We start from the raw sequence: 19,415 nt of genomic DNA, 5'->3' as shown, positions 1-19,415 counted from the left end.
TACGATGAATACTAAACAGGGTTGGTCTTAAAATGTTCAAAAAGCGCTTTAACATCCAACTTCGCCTTAAGGTCTTCCTGATCGATCAGGTCATTATCATCGGTCAATGTATCCGCAGCAAACAGCAAGGGGTCATATTCAAAAATTCGCCAGGAGCCATTATGATATTCCAGCGAAGTAAGGCTTTCAACCCAGTCGCCCGAGTTAAGGTACATTACCCCCTCAATGTCGCGTATCTCAGGCTGATGGATATGGCCGCATATCACATAATCGTAGCCCTTTTCTTTTGCCAGTCCGGCGGCGGTGAGTTCAAAATCGTTGATAAACCTAACCGCATCTTTAAACCGGGCTTTGATGCGTTGCGAGAAGCTCATTTTTTGTCGCCCTAAAACAGTCAGCCCCCAATTCACCATGCTGTTTAGCAGGATAAGGCTGTCATAGCCGATAGCACCCAGCCGGGCCAGCCATTTGGAATACTGCATGGTTACATCAAATACATCGCCATGAAAAATCCAGGCTTTACGTCCCTGCAAATTCAGCACCAGCTTATTGGCAAGCTGAAAGCTACCCATACGCAAATCGGCAAATTTACGAAGCATTTCATCGTGGTTACCGGTAAGATAATACACCGGTACACCATCGGTAATAAATTTCATGATACGCCTCAGCACCTTCGTATGCGTTTCAGGCCAGTACGATTTACTAAACTGCCAGATATCAATAATATCACCGTTTAACACCAGCGTTTTGGGCTTAATACTTTTCAGGTAATTCAACAATTCTTTGGCCCGGCATCCGTAAGTACCCAAATGAACATCAGAAATAATGACCATATCCACTTCACGTTTAGGCATAGCGTTGGTTACAACTTTGTTTACCAAAGCTATTCTAACTATATAAATTAACCGTTAAATTACGGTTAACAAAAGCATTGCTTAACCTAAAGCAGATTCATCAATTCGCATAAGCTGTGAATTTGTTGGTTTACGTAGTCTGGCTTTTCCTTTTGCAGCGGATTAAAATAAATAGCGTCCATACCGAAGTTCAAAGCGCCCTGAATGTCCGCCTCCAGGCTATCGCCCACCATTAAGCTCTCGGTTTTGTGCGCCTTTGCGCCCGAAGTTGCAAATTCAAAAATAGCTTTATCGGGTTTGTTTACGCCTACTACTTCGGATATAACAATGGTATCAAAATATTTTGCCAGCAGCGAGCCTTCTATTTTACATTCTGTAGATTCTTTAAATCCGTTTGAGATGAGATGCAGACAGTATTTCTCCTGCAAATAGGCTAATGTTTCGTGAGCCTGGGGAAACAGGTTGCATTTGGTCGGGCAAATGCGTACATAATCATCTTCAAAATTTTCCGGGATCATTTCAGGAGCCACACCTAAATCGGCAAATGTTTTACTGAACCTGGTTTCACGCAAATGCTGCTTGGTAATGGCTCCCGAATGATATTGCTGCCATAACTGGTGGTTGTTGCGGGTATAGGTTTCGATAAACAGCTCTGCCGAATGTAAGCCTTTTTCTTTAAGGGAATAAGCGTTATATAATTCGAATAGCGTCTCCTCGGCATTTTTATCGAAATCCCAAATGGTATGGTCGAGGTCAAAAAAGATGTGCTTGTATTTTTTCATGTGTAAACTTCCCGGCAAACAGCACAAAGTTAAGCATTATAGGGTAGCTTAATAGATCTGATATATATATTTCTTTACAAATATGGAATTTAATTCCATATTTGTAAAGAAATATTTTATAAATTTGGATAATGATAGCACGCAAATTAACGAAGCAGATTACATTAATGGCTACCAAGATGCCTGTTATATCTATCACGGGCCCCAGGCAATCGGGCAAGACCACGCTGGCAAAGCAATGTTTTCCACAATACACTTATGTAAACCTGGAAAATCCGGATACGTTTGATGAAGCTAAATCCGATCCCCGCCTGTTTCTGACGCAACACAAGGAAGGATTAATTATTGACGAGGTTCAACTTATCCCGGAACTGTTTTCATACATACAGACTTTAAGCGACGAAAGAAATAAGCCCGGCGAATATATTTTAACCGGATCACAGAATTTCCTGTTATCCGCAAAAATATCGCAAAGCCTTGCCGGAAGGGTATTTATCACCCACCTGCTGCCATTTAGTTTGTCTGAATTAAAAAACACGGAATATTGGATAGAAAATCCTGATTACTTTATTCTGAAAGGCTTCTATCCACGAATTTATGATAAAGATATTCCTGTTGACCTATATTATCCTTCTTATATACAAACTTATGCCGAGCGTGATGTAAGGCAACTGGTAAATGTTTCTAACCTGCACCTGTTCCAAAAATTTATGCGTCTTGCTGCCGGACGTATTGGCCAACTGCTTAATTACAATAGTATGGCCAACGAATTAGGTGTTGATCTAAAGACTGTAAAATCATGGTTTTCTATCCTCGAAACCAGTTTTATAGCTTTTTTTCTTCAACCGCATTTCAGAAACTTTTCAAAAAGGCTGGTCAAAACACCTAAACTATATTTTTACGATACCGGCCTTGCCTGCAGTTTGTTAGGCATAAAAAAAGAAGATGATTTAAATAGTCACTGGGCAAAGGGCGCCTTGTTTGAGAACCTGGTTATTGTTGATATTGCAAAAAACTATCTGAATAATGCACAAAATCCGCCATTATTTTTCTGGCGTGACAACACGGGAAATGAGCTGGATTGCCTGATAGATGAAGGATTAACCGTTAAAAGCATCGAAATAAAATCGGCAACCACGCTAAATAACGAATTTTTCAAAAACCTGAATTATTATAACAAGCTAAGCGGCAACGATAGCGAAAATACCTTCTTGTTGTATGGCGGAAATAAAAATGGAACACGCAAAGAAGCAAAGGTACTAAGCTGGAAAAATACGAATGAGATCGGTGCAGATTAAGTATATACTTATCTTGTAAATATGGAATTGAATTCCACATCTGTAAAAAAACTATTTAAGCACCTGATATACAATCAGGCTGGCAATATATGCCATAACTCCCATATAAATAAACTGGATGACCGGCCATTTCAGACTTTTGGTTTCCCGGTAAACAATAGCCAGAGTGCTCATGCACTGCATCGCGAAAGCGTAAAACACCATCAATGAAAAAGCCGTAGCCAACGTAAATACCGGCCGGCCTGTATCCGGTTCTGTGGCCGCACGCATCTTTTCACGTACAGATACCACGTCGTCACCCGATGAATCTACACTGTAAATGGTTGCCATTGTACCTACAAAAACTTCGCGGGCGGCAAAGGAGGTGATCAGCGCAATACCGATTTTCCAGTCGTAACCCAGGGGCTTAATGGCCGGTTCTATCGCCCTGCCCAGCAAGCCGGCGTAAGAATTTTCAAGCTTATCTGAAGCTTTCATGCGCTGCAGCTCTTCCTGAGGATATTGATTGGTCTGCTGTAATGCGGTGTATTTCTGTTCAATTTCCTGCTGCTTTTTCGCCGGGCCGTATGTGGCTAATACCCACAATACCACTGAAATAGCAATGATCACTTTACCAGCCTGCACCACAAAGGTTTTCACCTTTTCATACATGGTTAATCCCACGTTGCTCCATCGCGGCATCCGGTAAACGGGCAATTCCATGATGAAATAACCACGTTCGCGGGCTTTGATCAGCTTTTTCATTACCCAGGCAACCAGGATAGCGCTCACAATGCCCAGCACATACATGGCCATAAGCGCCAGACCCTGCATATTCACAAATCCCCATAAGCGGGTATCGGGAACAACCAGCGATATTAACAACGTATAAATGGGTAAACGTGCCGAGCAGCTTACCAGCGGTGTTACCATGATGGTTATGATACGGTCTTTCCAGTTCTCAATATTCCGCGTACCCATAATTGAGGGTACGGCACAAGCCAGTCCACCGATAAGCGGAACGACCGATTTTCCGCTAAGGCCAACCTTCCGCATGATCTTATCCATCATGAACGTAACGCGGGCCATGTAGCCGGTATCTTCTAAAATGGAGATGAACGCAAACAGGATGGCAATTTGTGGAATAAATACCAGCACACCGCTTAATCCGGCCAGCACACCATCTACCAGCATGTCGGTAAATACACCCGGCGGCAGAACCGCGTGTGCCGTACTGCCAAGCCACACGAAAAGGTCTTCAATAAGACTCATGGGATATTCAGACCACGAAAAGATAGCCTGGAAAATGAGAAACAGGATGCCGAAAAAGATAATGAAACCCCATACTTTATGAGTAAGTACCTTATCTATCCGGTTGCTGATGGTTTCTTCAATAACGGAAGTGCGTTGCTTTACCGTATCAAATAAAACATCGTTAATAAAGTTATAACGGGCGATGGTTTCTGCAGCTTGCGCTTTCTGCGAATGGAATGAGAATTCCTGCTCCAATTCTTCAATCCTATCGCTTTGCCGGGCACTTAAATAATGCATGTTCTCATGCTGATGCGCCAGTTGCAGGGCAGCGTACGGACTTTCAACCTGTAATTCGTTTTGTATTTTGGCGATGAGTCCCGGCGCTATGGCCTCAACTTCTATGGTTTCCCGCTGCAAGGGGATTGCAGACATTTGCTGGATGGCTTCCTTTAATCCGCTGATATTTTCTTTTGTACGGGCACATATTGGTACAATACGCACTCCCAGCCTTGCCGAAAGCTCGTCAACATTAATTTCGGTTCCGGCCTTGCGGGCAAGGTCCATCATGTTTAACGCGATAATAACGGGAATTTTCAGATCGGCAACCTGGGTATATAATAGCAGGTTACGCTTAAGGTTTGACGCATCGGCCAGCACCACAACCAGATCAGGGTACAAGCGGCTTGTTTTATCGGTCAAAACCTCAAGTACAATGCTTTCGTCCTTACTTTTGGGATAGAGGCTATAGGTACCGGGCAGGTCGATAATTTCTGCCGTACGCCCGTCAGAAAGGCGACAGAATCCTGTCTTTTTATCAACAGTTATCCCGGGAAAATTTCCTACTTTTTGATTGAGACCGGTTAGTGCATTAAACAGTGTAGATTTCCCGGTGTTGGGATTACCAACCAGCGCAACTTTTAACCCGCTACTCACTTATACATGAAGAATAATGGTAGAAGCTTCGCTTTTACGCAGGCTTAGCTGATAGCCCGAAACAGTAATAGCCATCGGATCGCCAAGCGGAGCAAAACGTTCAACCACGACAGGCTCACCAGGCAAACATCCCATCTCCATCAGTTTTACAGACATTTCTAAATCAGTAAACTCTTTGATAATGCCTTTTTGTCCCGGCACAAGTTGCGAAAGCTTCATGCTGTTATCATTTCTAAACTGCATCAAAAGTAACCCTTATTTAAAACAAATCCAAATAAAAGTACGATGGTTTCAGGGGACAATCGCATCAAAAAAATGTGGCGTTATTGCAGATAGAAGGGTTGATGGTCTGAAGGGCTCCTGTGGAGAAGCGATCTTATTAGATTGCTTCGGCTCTCACGACCCCACACGGCCTCGCAATAACGAAAAATTTAGTGTGTTGCCTTGATAATAGCTTTATTATCTTTTATCGCCGGCGATGAGGCACCAGCCGGCAGCATACCCACTATGGGCGGTAGAGGCATCAGCCAAGGCAAATCAGCTACGGTTTTACCGCCTTTGATTTGGAACTGACTGATAAAAGTGCGGACAATTGCATTTTTTGCGAAATATGCCACAGCTACTCGCCAGGCTCACCAATATTAAAAATGCCAGTACTTTAATGTGTCTTCTCATAAATCGTTTTCCGATGCAATAGCACATAGCTGAATACACCCATCGCTATGCCTACCATATCACAGAAAAAATCCCACCATTCGGCAGAGCGATAAGTAAATACTTTCCATTGTAACAGCTCTATTCCACCACCTAATATCGCCCCAAGCAATGTTATTTTTATAATGGTTAACGGACGATACTGATAGCTGTTTTGCTGCCGTATTTTTCCGTACAGCAATAAAACCGTAAATACAAAGAAAAAACCGGTATGCGTAAGCTTATCAAATCCTTCAAACCACTTTATACCGCCTTCATCCGGCGATAAAGGCATATCGCAGAGTATCAATACAAAAATAGCCCATATAAGGGCTAAGTATTGATATCTTAATGCTCTAATCATTATAAACCGATCTGGACTTTATATTCATCGGCCGATAACAGCGAGGCAGAATTGGCATCGCCCTCAAGGCTAACTTTTACCAGCCATCCGTCACCATACGGATCGGTATTAACAAGTTCAGGGCTTTGATCTAATTTTGGATTTACCTCCAGGATTTTGCCTGCTACAGGCATAAACAGATCAGAAACCGTTTTTACCGCTTCTACCGTACCGAATACCTCGCCTTCGGCAACTGAGCTGTTAACGGTTGTTACATCTACGTAAACAATATCGCCCAGCTCACGCTGCGCAAAATCGGTTATGCCTACGTGGGCTTCGCTGCCTTCTACCCTGATCCATTCGTGATCTTTGGTGTACTTTAATTCGGCTGGAAAATTCATAATTTAAAAAGTCAAAATTAAAAAGTCAAAAAACTGCAAGAACTCATTATAAACTGATAGCCAAAAATAGGCTTTCACCATGTAAAATAAAAGGTGAAAGTTGCAGATAAAATCAGATCACTTTTTATTTTATTCACAGCTTTTATATTTTGAGCCTGAAATTAAAATCGGTTTAAAAATTCAGCATCAGGAAGTTTATTGCTGGAAATTTTTGTAATGAAATACATATCGTCTTTGATGAAAAAATAAGCGTGACAGGTAAACCGCCTGTGCATTCTTATCACAATATAGTACGTTCCATAATGTTGGTTTTCGACGGTTGTGGGGTAATGTTTGAGCGTATGAATTTTGTGAACTATGGTGTCGTGAATTTTGTCGGTAAATTTCTCAGCATTTTCTATAAAACTGAAATACCCTCTTTTCAAGAGTACAAACGCCAACTCAGACAGATAATATGCAACTTCGGTACTTAAATTAACCCTTCTTTCCTGCACTTTTCGCGAAGTAGTCTTTTAGTGAGTTGCTTTGATTCTTCAACGGAAACAAAAGTCTGTTTAGCTAAAATTTCATCAATCACCGCTTCATTCTGGCCGGTATAGCCAATCTCATCAAAAAACGGTTTTAGCTGCTCACCATATTTTTTAGCGTCAATGATGTACGCCTTAACACTTCCGTTTGCATGCAATTCCGTTCTTATGCCTGTTACCTGCGCCATAATATCCTCGTTTAGTTCTGTATCCAAAATAACAGCTAATTCAGCCAAAGGCTGAATTAGCTGTCCTCTTTTTTCTCTTCACGTTTCTTTTTGCCTTTGGCTTTTCCTGAAATCTGGATCTCATCCTTTTCCTTGTTGTAATCCACTTCCATTATGTCGCCTTCGGCCAGATCGCCTTTTAATATTTCTTCGGCAATCGGGTCTTCCAGGTATTTCTGGATGGCTCGTTTCAGCGGTCGTGCGCCAAAGTTTGAATCGTAACCTTTGTCGGCTATGAATTCTTTGGCAGCATCGGTAAGCACTACATCGTATCCTAAGCCATGTACCCGGCCAAACAGCGCCTGCAGCTCAATATCGATAATTTTAAAGATATCTTCTTTGCTCAGCGAGTTGAACACGATCACGTCATCAATACGGTTCAGGAATTCGGGAGCAAAAGCCCGTTTTAAGGCGTTCTCAATCACACTGCGTGAATGGGTTTCAGCTTGCAACGCTTTTGCTGATGTAGTAAAACCTACGCCCTGGCCAAAATCTTTTAGCTGCCGTGCCCCGATATTGGATGTCATGATCACAATGGTATTCCTGAAATCAACCTTGCGTCCTAAACTATCAGTTAACTGGCCTTCGTCAAGCACCTGCAACAGGATGTTGAACACATCCGGGTGAGCTTTCTCAATTTCGTCCAGTAGCACTACCGAATACGGTTTACGACGCACTTTTTCAGTTAACTGTCCGCCTTCTTCGTAACCTACGTATCCGGGAGGCGCACCAACCAGTCTTGATACGGCAAATTTCTCCATGTATTCGCTCATATCAATTTGTATCAGGGCGTCTTCGCTATCGAACATAAAGCGGGCAAGCTCTTTGGCAAGCTCGGTCTTACCAACACCGGTCGGGCCGAGGAAAATAAATGAACCGATTGGCTTTTTGGGATCTTTTAATCCGGCACGTGTACGCTGAATGGCTTTGGTAAGCTTTTTCACCGCTTCGTCCTGACCTATGATCTTGCTTTGTATGGTTTCGTTCATAGCCAGCAGCTTCTGACTGTCGGTCTGACCCACACGCTGCACCGGAATACCGGTCATCATAGAAACCACTTCGGCTACGTTATCTTCGGTTACGGTATAACGCCTGGTTCTGGTTTCGGCCTCCCATTCTGCTTTTGCACGGTCAAGCTCTTCCAGCAGGTGCTTTTCGGTATCACGAAGCTTGGCCGCTTCCTCGTACTTCTGGCTACGAACAACCTTGTTTTTCTCTACCTTGATCTCCTCGATCTTCTGCTCAATATCAATAATGTTCTGCGGAACATGAATATTGGTCAGGTGCACACGGGAACCGGCCTCGTCCAAAGCGTCGATGGCCTTATCCGGTAAAAACCGGTCTGTAATATACCGTGCAGTAAGGCTGACACAGGCGTTAATAGCCTCTTCAGTATAGGTTACACCATGGTGCTCTTCGTATTTTTCTTTGATACGATTAAGAATTTCAATGGTCTCATCCGGTGTAGCCGGCTCTACCATCACCTTCTGGAAACGGCGATCTAATGCACCGTCTTTTTCAATATACTGACGATATTCATCTAAGGTTGTAGCGCCAATGCATTGAATTTCGCCTCTTGCCAGCGCAGGTTTGAACATATTCGATGCATCCAGTGAACCGGAAGCGCCGCCTGCACCAACTATGGTGTGAATTTCGTCGATAAACAATATCACATCGGGCGACTTTTCAAGCTCGTTCATTACGGCTTTCATACGCTCCTCGAACTGTCCCCGGTATTTTGTCCCGGCAACCAGCGAAGCCAGATCCAGCGTAACCACCCGCTTGTTGAACAGCACCCGCGAAACTTTGCGCTGTACAATGCGCAAGGCCAATCCTTCGGCTATAGCCGATTTACCTACACCGGGCTCGCCAATCAATATCGGGTTATTCTTTTTACGGCGTGACAGGATCTGCGAAACACGTTCTATTTCCTTTTCACGACCAACGATCGGGTCTAAGCGTCCTTCTTCAGCGGCTTTGGTTAAGTCGCGTCCGAAGTTATCCAGCACCGGTGTTTTTGATTTGATATCAGAAACCTTTTTAGGCTGACTGAACGATTCTTCTTCACGGAAATCGTCATCGCCGGCTGTAGAACCGGTAGCTTCATCCCTGAAACCGTCACGATTCTGCTCTACTTCGGCTTTAAAAATATCGTAATTCACATTAAACTGGAGCAGTATCTGCGATGCAATGTTATCGTCATCCCGTAAGATAGATAACAGCAGGTGCTCTGTACCTATTACATCGCTTTTAAATATTTTAGCTTCCAGATAAGTTATTTTAAGAACTTTTTCTGCCTGTTTAGTTAATGGAATATTGCCCAGATTGGCTGTGGTGCCCGAAGTTCCTCTTACGGCATCTTCTACAGCACGGCGCAGTTTGGCTGTGTCAACGTCCAATGCTTTTAAAATTTTGATAGCCATGCCATCGCCCTCACGTATCAATCCCAGCAGCAAATGCTCTGTGCCAATATAGTCATGACCAAGGCGCAGCGCTTCCTCTCGGCTGTATGAGATCACGTCTTTAACGCGGGGTGAAAATTTTGCTTCCATTTATAAACCTTTCTTCTACGTCTTGAACGCCCTAAAGTATCAATTTGTTTCCTCAAAAAAAGAGCGTTGTTTGTAACAAGTTATCAACAATTACGCCATTTCGGTTGAAAATACTTTTGCCACCATGAAGATAAGAAAATTTACGGCAAATTGACCAAAATAGCGATATTTGTTACCTTATTTTTTTTGAAAACATGTCAGACGAAAAAATCATATTCTCTATGGCTGGTGTAAACAAAATTTACCCGCCGCAGAAACACGTTCTTAAAAACATCTATCTTTCCTTTTTCTACGGAGCAAAGATCGGCGTTATCGGTCTCAACGGCTCCGGTAAATCTTCTTTACTTAAAATTATAGCCGGTTTAGATAAATCATACCAGGGCGAAGTGGTATTCTCGCCGGGTTATACGGTGGGTTATCTGGCCCAGGAGCCTGAACTTGACCCGGCAAAAACCGTTAAGGAAGTTGTTGAGGAGGGCGTTTCTGAGATCACCGCCGTTCTGAAAGAATATGAGGAAATAAACGAAAAATTTGGCCTGCCCGAAGTTTATGAGAATCCGGATGAGATGGACAAATTACTGGCAAGGCAAGGCGAATTGCAGGATAAAATTGATGCGACCAATGCCTGGGAACTGGATAGCCGCTTAGAACGGGCAATGGATGCCTTACGTTGCCCGGATGCCGATACAAAGATTGCCACTTTGTCAGGAGGCGAACGCCGGCGGGTGGCATTGTGTCGTTTGCTTTTGAGCGAGCCCGATGTGCTTTTACTGGATGAGCCTACCAACCACCTGGATGCCGAGAGCATTGACTGGCTGGAACAGCATTTAAAGCAATATAAAGGAACCGTTATTGCCGTAACCCACGACCGCTATTTCCTGGATAACGTTGCCGGATGGATCCTGGAGCTCGACCGTGGCGAAGGTATTCCGTGGAAAGGCAACTACTCATCATGGTTAGACCAAAAAGCAAAACGTTTGGCCCAGGAGGAGAAAACCGAAAGCAAACGCCAGAAAACATTGGAACGGGAACTGGAATGGGTACGCATGGCTCCTAAAGCCCGCCATGCCAAATCAAAGGCACGTTTGTCCAACTACGAGAAACTGGCTTCGGAAGAAACCCGTGAACGCGAAGAAAAACTGGAATTATTCATTCCACCGGGGCCAAGGCTGGGCAATATTGTGATCGAAGCCCAAAACGTCACCAAGGCTTATGGCGATAAGGTGCTGTTTGAAAACTTGAGCTTCTCCTTACCTCCCGCCGGAATTGTAGGTATTATTGGCCCTAATGGTGCGGGTAAAACTACCTTGTTCCGTTTAATTACCGGACAGGAAAAACCGGATGCCGGTAGTTTCCGCGTAGGCGAAACCGTTGCATTGGGTTACGTGGATCAGCTGCATGATGATCTGGATCCTGAAAAGTCTGTTTGGGAAAATATTACCGGCGGCCAGGAAAATATCCTGCTGGGAAACCGGCCGGTAAATTCGCGGGCTTATGTTTCTAAGTTTAATTTTAATGGCGCTGATCAGCAGAAAAAGGTTGGTGTTTTATCGGGCGGAGAACGTAACCGTGTGCACCTTGCCATCACCTTAAAGAAAAGCTCTAACGTGTTGCTGCTGGATGAGCCGACCAATGATATTGACGTGAATACACTGCGGGCCCTGGAAGAAGGTTTGGAGAATTTTGGCGGTTGCGCCGTTATCATTTCCCACGACCGTTGGTTTCTCGACCGCATCTGTACACATATTCTTGCCTTTGAAGGCGATTCACAGGTTTACTTCTTCGAAGGCAATTATTCTGAATACGAAGAAAATCATAAGAAACGTGTAGGCGATATTACGCCGCACAGGATACGGTATAAGAAGTTAGTGTAAAAGGCTGGCATGCGGCTTATAGTTCATGGTTCATAGCGGATAGTCAGGAAAGACCGAAAGTGAAAAGTAAAAGTTGGCATAATTCAACTCCCTCCCTTTGGGAGGGCCGGGGTGGGCTTCCAGCTTGCGCTCGTTTGCAAAACGAGTGCATAAATACCCGGCGTTTGTAACGCCGTAAACGCAATAAAAAGTTTTAAAACTGTTTCCATCATTATATGGCTTAAGTTGATCTAATCACTCAATTGCCCGGCTGGAGCTTAAGCCAGACGCAGGTTAATAAATTAGAAAGAGCCCGGTGGGCGGGCTCTTTTCAAACTAACCAATTATAAACCTGAAAAAGCACATGACTGCTTTGATGAGAAGGAATTTTTAAGTAATGTCATTGAGGTGTATCAACAAAACCATTAATCAACAGTCACGCAACTCCAAATCCCCGAGAAACGTCTGTAGTCATAATGGAACCAATCCTTCGACAAGCTCAGGATGACCATAATTGGCTTTAAAACACTCTCATATCGTTTATGATCTATTGTACAAGCTGGCTCCGTGCACCGCTGTCAGCAGATCAGTTGATGAAAAATCATCGGACGCACCTTCTACATAATCATATACTACCTGCCGCGATGGTGCGATAACATACACCGATAACAACGGAATATTTACATCAATACCTGAAAAACGATTCCAGATAGGATCATCCTCTGTATAAAGACCGAATTTTCCGGCCAAGGCATTATTCTCGTCATAATATACATTCAGACCGTTAAACCGGTCGGTATATTTTATATTTTCAGCGCTTACAATTAAGAGGTTACCGCCAAAAAGTTTAATATTATCCTGTAAAGAGCTGATAGTTTTCAAAAGCTCATTACCATATTTATTCCAATAAGCCGAATAGAATACCACTACCAGCGGTTTGTTCAGCAAATTCTTCAGGGTAATAAAACCATTATGGCTGCGAAACTGCGTTGCCTCCCATTTTCCTTTTTCGCGTTGTAAATTAAAGTCGGGAATAAACTCGCCCGCACGTACCGGCTCTATTCTTTTTACTTCTTCGTAAATGCGGGTGTCTGTAATATCAGAAAAAATATAATCTGTGAATTTATGAATGAATGATAACATGTTGTATTTTCTTTAATTATTATAACTAAATTTTGATCGTCCTTTTACTTCTAAATCCTAAACAATCAACACCGGTATAATCCATACATTACTTTGTAAAAGCCGCGTTCGCTTATATGCTTCTTGTTAATCATGCCACAAATATATAAATAATCTATAAAAACTATAGAGTAAATATTATTTTTTTATTTTTTTCTATATTTGTCCGCATCAATAACTGTTAAATACCATGATTAATATACAGAGCAGTGTAACCGCACCTCCACAACAAACTGACAGACAGCATCTTGTTTTATTACATGACCTGTTTGGAAACCTGAGTAACTGGCAGCAGGTTAGCGATGAATTTTCATCCGGGCATACGGTACAGATACCCAAATTACCGCTATATGAATTTTCGCTTACCGAGCGCCGCCTGGATCACCTGGCCCATTACCTGGATAGGTATATTGAAAATAATAAGCTAAAAAAAGTAGTGCTGGTGGGAAACTCTATCGGCGGTCATATTGCCTTATTATATACGTTAAAATATCCTCATAAAGTAAGCAAGCTGGTACTTACCGGCAGCTCGGGGTTGTATGAAAATTCATTTAACCGGACCTTTCCGCGGGTCAAGGACTTTGCTTACATCCGCGAAAAAGTGAGTTATACCTTTTACCAGAAAGATGTGGTAACCGAAACACTGGTCAATGAAGTGTATGATACCGTTCAGGATACCGGCAATGTATTATCAATTATTACATTGGCCAGGGCTGCCCAGAAGCAAAATCTAAGCAACTGCCTGGGTCGCATTAAAGTACCGGTTTTACTGATCTGGGGTTTACAGGATAACATCACACCTCCCGAAGTAGCGCTGAAATTTAAGGAGCTGTTACCCGATGCCCGCCTGCGGTTCATCGATAAATGCGGCCACGTGCCCATGATGGAACAACCCGCATTGTTTAACCAATATCTGAAAGAATTTCTGGAGGAATAACATGAACGAGCTTAATTATCTTGCATTTGGCATCCCGGCCTTCTTCCTGTTTGTTATTCTTGAATTTATTGCAGCACAGCAGAAAGGAAAGAAACACATTTTTAAATACGATAGCTCTGTGGCTAATATCAGTATCGGACTGGCAGAACGTTTACTGAACCTGTTCATCTCTGCAAGCTTTTACCGACTATTCTACTATGTGTACACCCATTTCGCCTTGTTTAACATTTCCAACACCTGGCCTGTATGGATAGCGCTATTGTTAGCTACAGACCTGGTTTGGTATTGGTATCATCGTTTGGGACACGAAATTAATATCTTGTGGGGCGCTCATATTGTTCATCATCAAAGCGATGAATTTAACTATACGGTCTCTGCCCGCATTACCACGTTCCAGGCGCTTATACGCAACCTGTTCTGGTGTATTCTACCCTTTATCGGATTCCATCCTGCGTTGGTTATTACCATACTTCTTATTCATGGGGCATATTCTTTCTTTACCCACACACAACTGATCGGTAAGTTGGGCTGGCTGGAATATATTTTCATTACGCCTTCGCTGCACCGGGTGCATCATGCCTCTAATGAGCATTACCTGAACAAGAATTATGGCGATCTTTTTGTATTCTGGGACAAATTGTTTGGCACTTATGCCAAAGAAGAAGAGGAACCTAAGTACGGGTTGACCCATCCGCTGAACAGCTATAGCTTTATGTGGCAGCATTTTCATTATTTTCTTGAAATTGCCGAAGCCTGTACCCGGGTAAATGGCCTTGCCGGCAAACTCAGAATAATTTTCGGCCGGCCGGAAGATATGGATCAGGATATCCGCCCTGAGCTTGAAAAAAAATATCTCCCCTATAAACGTAAAGATCAAACCAGCCAGAAGTTCAGGGTTTATCTCAATATCCAGATCGGTGTTTGTGTTACTTTGCTTTTCATTTTCACCTTAGTTTACAACTACCTAAGCATCCCAGACAAAGTATTTGGCGCTTTATTTATTATCATTACCTTAATAAATTGCGGAGCACTGCTGGAACAACGCCGGTGGATCTACTACCTGGAATTTGCACGCCTGCTCATCGTTGCCGGTTATTTAAGCATTTTGTGGGATACTTATAGCCTTTTAATTACAGCATTGCTGCTGCTTTTTGTACTTGACGCCACTACGCCTGCCCAACGATGGTATATCCGGTTATTGTATGATCCTGATAACTAATAAAGTAATCGATGCCGGATTAATACGATAGATCCCTGGGCATATCAGGAGATATATCCCTTTACATATTCGCGGGTAAGCTCTTCCTTTGGATTCAGCAATACATCTTCCGTAGGAGCCGGATTCGATAATGCGTCCCCTATACAAAAAATGATATAGCCGGATATACGCCAGGCTTGCCTTAGTATGTGGGAAACCAGTACGGTGTGTATTTCTCTTTTAGTTACAAAATCTACAGACATATTTTTAATGATTTTTAGTTATTGATAATCAGAACTTTACAATATAATATATTAATTATATATAATCTATATATTTTATATATTATTGAAATCAATTTATATTTGCCAGCACTTACTGCAAATTTTTCAGACAGATGCTACAACGATTTATCAGTTTACTTACCGGAAGAAGATGCGTTTATCTCATTGATTTTGAAGGTGATCGCTACATATCTATTATTGAAAAAAGCACTATTGGCCGTACGGGGTGTTACGTTTACTGGATAGCCCGCCTGTTTTGGGTCTACCTTAATGAAGATGGTACCTGTTCTGATCAATCGGGATATATTATTGGCTGGCGATACGTGGACTAAGTGCCAGCCCAAACCTTTTGATCTGAAAATTATGTTAAGGTTCCATTTATGGGGCGCTTACTGAACTAATTGGAATAAAAAAGGCAAAACGGCTATTTGTTGTGAGTCCAATATGCCTTCCCGTTTCGGGGTAACCAAGGTGAAACTAATAGCACTAACATTATTGCAGATCTTGATACCAGTTATGTCAATATGGAGTATATGTGATATTTCCATAAACATCTTAACAATAATCTATAAAATCTATAGATTTTATTTGTTTTTAAAATTTAAAGTTTTACATTTGCCCTCATAAAATACAACTGTTGTAAAATGAGTTCAGCTAACAACGTTCCACAACAACAACCGTGCAACCGGCCTTATTTCTCACCAGGCTGTTGTTGTTAGTTTTCTATTGCACAAGGTTAATCCGCATATAGCCGTGTGTCCGAGTGGTTAGGATCAGGTCTGCAAAACCTGCTACGGTAGTTCGAATCTACCCACGGCGTCTAAATTATTAAAGTTAAAAATCCAGAAATAAAGAAAGGAGTAGAATATTACAATGATCTGTACCTAAAATTAACGCTTATATAAAACAAAGGAGCCGCTTGGAGCGGCTCCCGGGATTAAAATTCATGAAACAGGCTTTCAATTGGCGTTGGCACCTGTCTCAATCTGTTTAATTAAACCCATGCTAAGTTATGCAATTTAATGAAAAAGCCAGACGGGCTTTTATACGTTTTTCCCAGTTCATTCAAAAGTCATACCCCGGGTATGTACAGCTGGCAGGAATATTTGTCCTTATGTTTTCCTGCATATCCGTTAACGCACAGAATCAGCCGGTAATTAACTCCGTATTAAAAGGTAAAGTTATTGATGCTACAACCCATGAGCCGCTTATTGGCGTTTCGGTTCAGATCAAAGGTATTACAAATGGCACTTCTACGAATGCGAGGGGCGAGTTTAGTTTATATACTGCACAAAAGCTGCCCTTTACTATCGTTATTAGCTATATCGGCTATGAAAAGCAGGAAGCAGTTGCCACCGGAAGCCCAATTACAATCCAGCTAAAGGAGGCTGTTAACCAGCTGAACGATGTTGTTGTGGTAGGTTACGCTACACAGGAACGCAAAAACCTGGTAGGCTCTGTAACCAAAATAGACCCTACCGATACCAAGACCATTCCAACAGGCAGTTTTGATATTCAGCTGCAGGGTAAAGCCGCAGGTGTGCAGATCAATGCGAACTCCGGAGTTCCGGGGGCCGATGTTTTTATCCGGGTAAGGGGAGCAACTTCTATAAATGCTTCTAATGACCCCTTGTATGTGATAGATGGCGTATTTGTAAATAATTCAAGCCTTCAGAATATTGATCAGGACAGGGGCATTTCGCCTTTGGCCGATATTAATCCGGCCGATATTGAAAGTATAGAGATATTGAAAGATGCTTCGGCCGTAGCCATTTATGGCTCAAGGGGTGCAAACGGCGTAATCCTGGTAACCACCAAGAGGGGCAATTATGGCCAGCAAACCAAGATAGATTTTAATGCTTCTGAAGGACTGGGCTGGGCTCCCAGCGATAGGATCTGGAAAACAACTACTGGGCCGGAGCATGCTATGCTGGTAAACGAGTATAACAGAAATATGGGTAAACCGGAACCCTTTAGAGATAAAAGCATTATAATTAACGGTGTTGCAGGCAGGGGATTGCCGTCTGAACAGCCAACTTATGACAGGTTGAGCTATTTATTCCGTAATGCAAACCTGCGCAATTATGACCTGGCACTGCAAGGAGGTTCAGAGAAAACCAAGTTTTATTTCGGTGGCGGTTACACCGGACAGGAATCAATATGGCGCCCCATGGGTTTAGAGCGAGGGGCCATTAAAATCAATTTAGACCATAAAATTTCCGATAAAATAAGTATCTCAACCAGCAATAGCATTAGCAAAACCCACCGCGACCAGGCAAGACCAGCCAATGGCGCCAACGGAACCCTGTTGCAGGCATCACTAAATATCCCTACTTACCTGCCCATTTTTGATGCCGCAGGCACGCCGCTTAAATGGGTAAACTTTGATAACATTTGGGTGCTCACCAGCACACAAAACCTGTGGTCTAACAGCTACCACTATGTTGGTAATGTAAGCCTCGATTATAAAATAACCCCCAAATTAAACTTCAGGTCTACGTTTGGAGTAGATTATGATAATTATGAAGAAAATGAATATTGGGATACCAGAACTATTTTAGGTAATAATGGAGGGCGAGGAACACAAAGTATAACACAGTCTTCAACAGCTATTAATGAACAAACTTTAACCTATAATGATAAAATAGGTAAACATGCATTTGGGGTATTGCTAGGAAATACCCTGCAGGGTGTTGAGGTCAAAAACGTTTCGGCCACGGGCACTAACTTTCCCAATAACTCATACACCCAAATTTCATCGGCTGCCACCCAAACGGCATCACAATATAAAAACAATAGCACATTAGCTTCTTTTTTCTCACGGGTAGATTATAACTACAACTCAAAATACTATGCCGAGTTTATCATCAGGGCCGATGGTTCCTCTAAATTCGGGAAAAACCACCGGTGGGGGTATTTCCCGGCAGTAGGTGGTGCATGGCGCATTAGCGAAGAGAATTTCATTAAGAATATACCACAAATATCTAACTTAAAATTAAGGCTTAGCTATGGTATAACCGGTAATCAGGGAGGGGTAAGCGATTTTGCATCGAGAGGTTTATGGACAGGGGGCTTTGGCTATGCCGATGCGGCAGGAGGCGCCGAGTTGCCCGGTACAGGCCCTCTCCAGATAGCCAACCCTAATTTGAAATGGGAAAGCACAGCGCAATTTAGCTCGGGATTAGATATTGGTTTGTTTAAAGACCGTTTAAGCATAGAGCTGAACTATTACCGTAAATATACCAGCGATGTACTTTTGCAGGTGGCTACACCCGGTATAACAGGTTTTACCTCGTACCTGACCAATTATGGCGAAATCAGCAATAACGGTTATGAGCTATCCATTAGTTCGGTTAATATCCGCAACCGGTCATTTACATGGAAAACAGATTTTAATATTGCCGGTAATAAAAACACCATCGAAAAAATACCTGCCGATCTCCCATTTGCCGGGCGGGATCTGATACGTTTAAAGCAAGGTAGTCCATTGTATTCCTATTGGCTATATAAACAATTGGGGGTTGACCCCAATACCGGCGATGCCATTTTTGATGATTATAGCCATGACGGACAAATTACTGTAGACGACAGGCAAATTCTTGGCAGTACATGGCCTAAGTTTTTTGGAGGTATAAGCAATAGCTTTTCTTACAAAGGTTTTGATTTATCGGCATTTTTTGTGTTCTCTTATGGTAATTATATCTGGAACCACAACCGTATGCTGGGCGAAACCGGCGGTACGCTCGATGCCGGACGTGTGTTGCTGGCCAGCCAGTTAAACAGGTGGACCACGCCGGGGCAAATTACTGAAACCCCAAGGCTTACGGCAGCCAACTACTCCCGGCAGGAAAACAGCCGTTTTTTTGAGGACGCGTCATTTTTGCGTTTGCGTTCGCTAACGTTTGGTTACACCCTGCCCAAGCCGTTAACACAACGTGCAAAAATCAACAAAGTCCGCTTGTACGTAACCGGTAATAACCTGTTGCTATTCACTAAGTACACCGGCGCCGATCCGGAGTCGAATTTAGGTACACAAAACATACAAGGTTACGATTACGATACCCCGCCACAGCCCCGCACTGTGCAGTTGGGCCTAAATGTTACACTATAAATTATTT

General features: G+C 42.8%; 16 protein-coding genes and 1 tRNA gene. 7 read left to right on the top strand and 10 right to left on the bottom strand.

Translation table 11 applies throughout. From position 1 onward, the window contains the following. Positions 1 to 11 precede the first annotated feature (11 nt). A complete protein-coding gene (locus FW774_RS16155) occupies positions 12 to 854 on the bottom strand; it encodes a UDP-2,3-diacylglucosamine diphosphatase (protein ID WP_149349352.1) in 843 nt (280 codons plus the stop codon). An 86-nt stretch (positions 855 to 940) separates the two neighbouring features. Next, complete coding sequence (locus FW774_RS16150; RefSeq protein WP_149349246.1) at positions 941 to 1,636, bottom strand: YjjG family noncanonical pyrimidine nucleotidase; 696 nt, start codon at positions 1,634 to 1,636, stop codon at positions 941 to 943. A gap of 131 nt (positions 1,637 to 1,767) precedes the next feature. Here FW774_RS16150 and FW774_RS16145 point away from each other — a divergent pair, with 131 nt between their 5' ends. Then, positions 1,768 to 2,934: an ATP-binding protein gene (locus tag FW774_RS16145; protein ID WP_149349245.1), complete on the top strand. Its 1,167-nt coding sequence runs from the start codon at positions 1,768 to 1,770 to the stop codon at positions 2,932 to 2,934. Positions 2,935 to 2,985: 51 nt separating this feature from the next. Here the strand turns inward: FW774_RS16145 and feoB are convergent, their stop codons facing one another. From feoB to FW774_RS16115, 6 genes are all read right to left on the bottom strand, one after another. After that, on the bottom strand, positions 2,986 to 5,100 hold the full coding sequence (gene feoB / locus FW774_RS16140) for a ferrous iron transport protein B (RefSeq protein ID WP_149349244.1): 2,115 nt from the start codon (positions 5,098 to 5,100) through the stop codon (positions 2,986 to 2,988). Then, the gene (locus tag FW774_RS16135) at positions 5,101 to 5,319 is read right to left on the bottom strand and encodes a ferrous iron transport protein A (RefSeq protein ID WP_149349243.1); all 219 of its coding nucleotides are present in this window, start codon (positions 5,317 to 5,319) and stop codon (positions 5,101 to 5,103) included. A 439-nt stretch (positions 5,320 to 5,758) separates the two neighbouring features. After that, positions 5,759 to 6,157, bottom strand: a complete 399-nt coding sequence (locus tag FW774_RS16130; RefSeq protein WP_149349242.1) for a VanZ family protein — start codon at positions 6,155 to 6,157, stop codon at positions 5,759 to 5,761. Beyond that, positions 6,157 to 6,537, bottom strand: coding sequence for a glycine cleavage system protein GcvH (gene gcvH, locus FW774_RS16125; protein WP_149349241.1), 381 nt, complete (start codon positions 6,535 to 6,537; stop codon positions 6,157 to 6,159). The genes FW774_RS16130 and gcvH overlap by 1 nt, the downstream gene beginning before the upstream one ends. Positions 6,538 to 7,006: 469 nt before the next feature. Beyond that, positions 7,007 to 7,300, bottom strand: a complete 294-nt coding sequence (locus tag FW774_RS16120; protein ID WP_149349240.1) for a hypothetical protein — start codon at positions 7,298 to 7,300, stop codon at positions 7,007 to 7,009. A gap of 8 nt (positions 7,301 to 7,308) precedes the next feature. Then, entirely contained in the window at positions 7,309 to 9,843 is a 2,535-nt protein-coding gene (locus FW774_RS16115) for an ATP-dependent Clp protease ATP-binding subunit (protein ID WP_149349239.1), read from the bottom strand. A gap of 194 nt (positions 9,844 to 10,037) precedes the next feature. Between FW774_RS16115 and ettA the strand changes: the two genes are divergently transcribed. Beyond that, positions 10,038 to 11,717, top strand: a complete 1,680-nt coding sequence (ettA, locus tag FW774_RS16110) for an energy-dependent translational throttle protein EttA (protein ID WP_149349238.1) — start codon at positions 10,038 to 10,040, stop codon at positions 11,715 to 11,717. Between the two features lie 519 nt (positions 11,718 to 12,236). Here ettA and FW774_RS16105 read toward each other — a convergent pair. After that, positions 12,237 to 12,839: a redoxin domain-containing protein gene (locus FW774_RS16105; RefSeq protein ID WP_149349237.1), complete on the bottom strand. Its 603-nt coding sequence runs from the start codon at positions 12,837 to 12,839 to the stop codon at positions 12,237 to 12,239. A gap of 229 nt (positions 12,840 to 13,068) precedes the next feature. On the opposite strand from FW774_RS16105, the gene FW774_RS16100 reads away from it, so the two are divergent. Together FW774_RS16100 and FW774_RS16095 are read left to right on the top strand one after the other, a co-directional pair. Then, a complete protein-coding gene (locus FW774_RS16100) occupies positions 13,069 to 13,815 on the top strand; it encodes an alpha/beta fold hydrolase (protein ID WP_149349236.1) in 747 nt (248 codons plus the stop codon). A gap of 1 nt (position 13,816) precedes the next feature. Continuing rightward, on the top strand, positions 13,817 to 15,034 hold the full coding sequence (locus FW774_RS16095; protein WP_149349235.1) for a sterol desaturase family protein: 1,218 nt from the start codon (positions 13,817 to 13,819) through the stop codon (positions 15,032 to 15,034). A gap of 44 nt (positions 15,035 to 15,078) precedes the next feature. On the opposite strand, the gene FW774_RS16090 is transcribed toward FW774_RS16095, so the two are convergent. Further along, the gene (locus FW774_RS16090; RefSeq protein WP_149349234.1) at positions 15,079 to 15,276 is read right to left on the bottom strand and encodes a hypothetical protein; all 198 of its coding nucleotides are present in this window, start codon (positions 15,274 to 15,276) and stop codon (positions 15,079 to 15,081) included. 134 nt (positions 15,277 to 15,410) lie between these two features. Between FW774_RS16090 and FW774_RS16085 the strand changes: the two genes are divergently transcribed. The 3 genes from FW774_RS16085 (at position 15,411) to FW774_RS16075 (ending at position 19,408) form a co-directional block, all read left to right on the top strand. Continuing rightward, positions 15,411 to 15,629: a hypothetical protein gene (locus FW774_RS16085; RefSeq protein WP_149349233.1), complete on the top strand. Its 219-nt coding sequence runs from the start codon at positions 15,411 to 15,413 to the stop codon at positions 15,627 to 15,629. A 417-nt stretch (positions 15,630 to 16,046) separates the two neighbouring features. Next, positions 16,047 to 16,117, top strand: a tRNA-Cys gene (locus FW774_RS16080). Positions 16,118 to 16,411: 294 nt separating this feature from the next. Continuing rightward, complete coding sequence (locus FW774_RS16075; RefSeq protein ID WP_149349232.1) at positions 16,412 to 19,408, top strand: SusC/RagA family TonB-linked outer membrane protein; 2,997 nt, start codon at positions 16,412 to 16,414, stop codon at positions 19,406 to 19,408. The last annotated feature ends 7 nt before the right edge of the window (positions 19,409 to 19,415 follow it).

The organism is Pedobacter sp. BS3 (assembly GCF_008274585.1).
In the GTDB taxonomy this organism is placed as follows: Bacteria; Bacteroidota; Bacteroidia; order Sphingobacteriales; family Sphingobacteriaceae; genus Hufsiella_A.
Note: the sequence above shows the minus strand (reverse complement) of the source record. Positions and strands in the feature narration are given on the sequence as shown.

Bases quoted from the DNA above. Each gene is read 5' to 3' on its own strand.
- FW774_RS16155 (WP_149349352.1), bottom strand. From the start codon at position 854: ATGCCTAAACGTGAAGTGGATATGGTCATTATTTCTGATGTTCATTTG.
- FW774_RS16150 (WP_149349246.1), bottom strand. From the start codon at position 1,636: ATGAAAAAATACAAGCACATCTTTTTTGACCTCGACCATACCATTTGG.
- FW774_RS16145 (WP_149349245.1), top strand. From the start codon at position 1,768: ATGATAGCACGCAAATTAACGAAGCAGATTACATTAATGGCTACCAAG.
- FW774_RS16135 (WP_149349243.1), bottom strand. From the start codon at position 5,319: ATGAAGCTTTCGCAACTTGTGCCGGGACAAAAAGGCATTATCAAAGAG.
- FW774_RS16130 (WP_149349242.1), bottom strand. From the start codon at position 6,157: ATGATTAGAGCATTAAGATATCAATACTTAGCCCTTATATGGGCTATT.
- gcvH (WP_149349241.1), bottom strand. From the start codon at position 6,537: ATGAATTTTCCAGCCGAATTAAAGTACACCAAAGATCACGAATGGATC.
- FW774_RS16115 (WP_149349239.1), bottom strand. From the start codon at position 9,843: ATGGAAGCAAAATTTTCACCCCGCGTTAAAGACGTGATCTCATACAGC.
- ettA (WP_149349238.1), top strand. From the start codon at position 10,038: ATGTCAGACGAAAAAATCATATTCTCTATGGCTGGTGTAAACAAAATT.
- FW774_RS16105 (WP_149349237.1), bottom strand. From the start codon at position 12,839: ATGTTATCATTCATTCATAAATTCACAGATTATATTTTTTCTGATATT.
- FW774_RS16100 (WP_149349236.1), top strand. From the start codon at position 13,069: ATGATTAATATACAGAGCAGTGTAACCGCACCTCCACAACAAACTGAC.
- FW774_RS16095 (WP_149349235.1), top strand. From the start codon at position 13,817: ATGAACGAGCTTAATTATCTTGCATTTGGCATCCCGGCCTTCTTCCTG.
- FW774_RS16090 (WP_149349234.1), bottom strand. From the start codon at position 15,276: ATGTCTGTAGATTTTGTAACTAAAAGAGAAATACACACCGTACTGGTT.
- FW774_RS16085 (WP_149349233.1), top strand. From the start codon at position 15,411: ATGCTACAACGATTTATCAGTTTACTTACCGGAAGAAGATGCGTTTAT.
- FW774_RS16075 (WP_149349232.1), top strand. From the start codon at position 16,412: ATGTTTTCCTGCATATCCGTTAACGCACAGAATCAGCCGGTAATTAAC.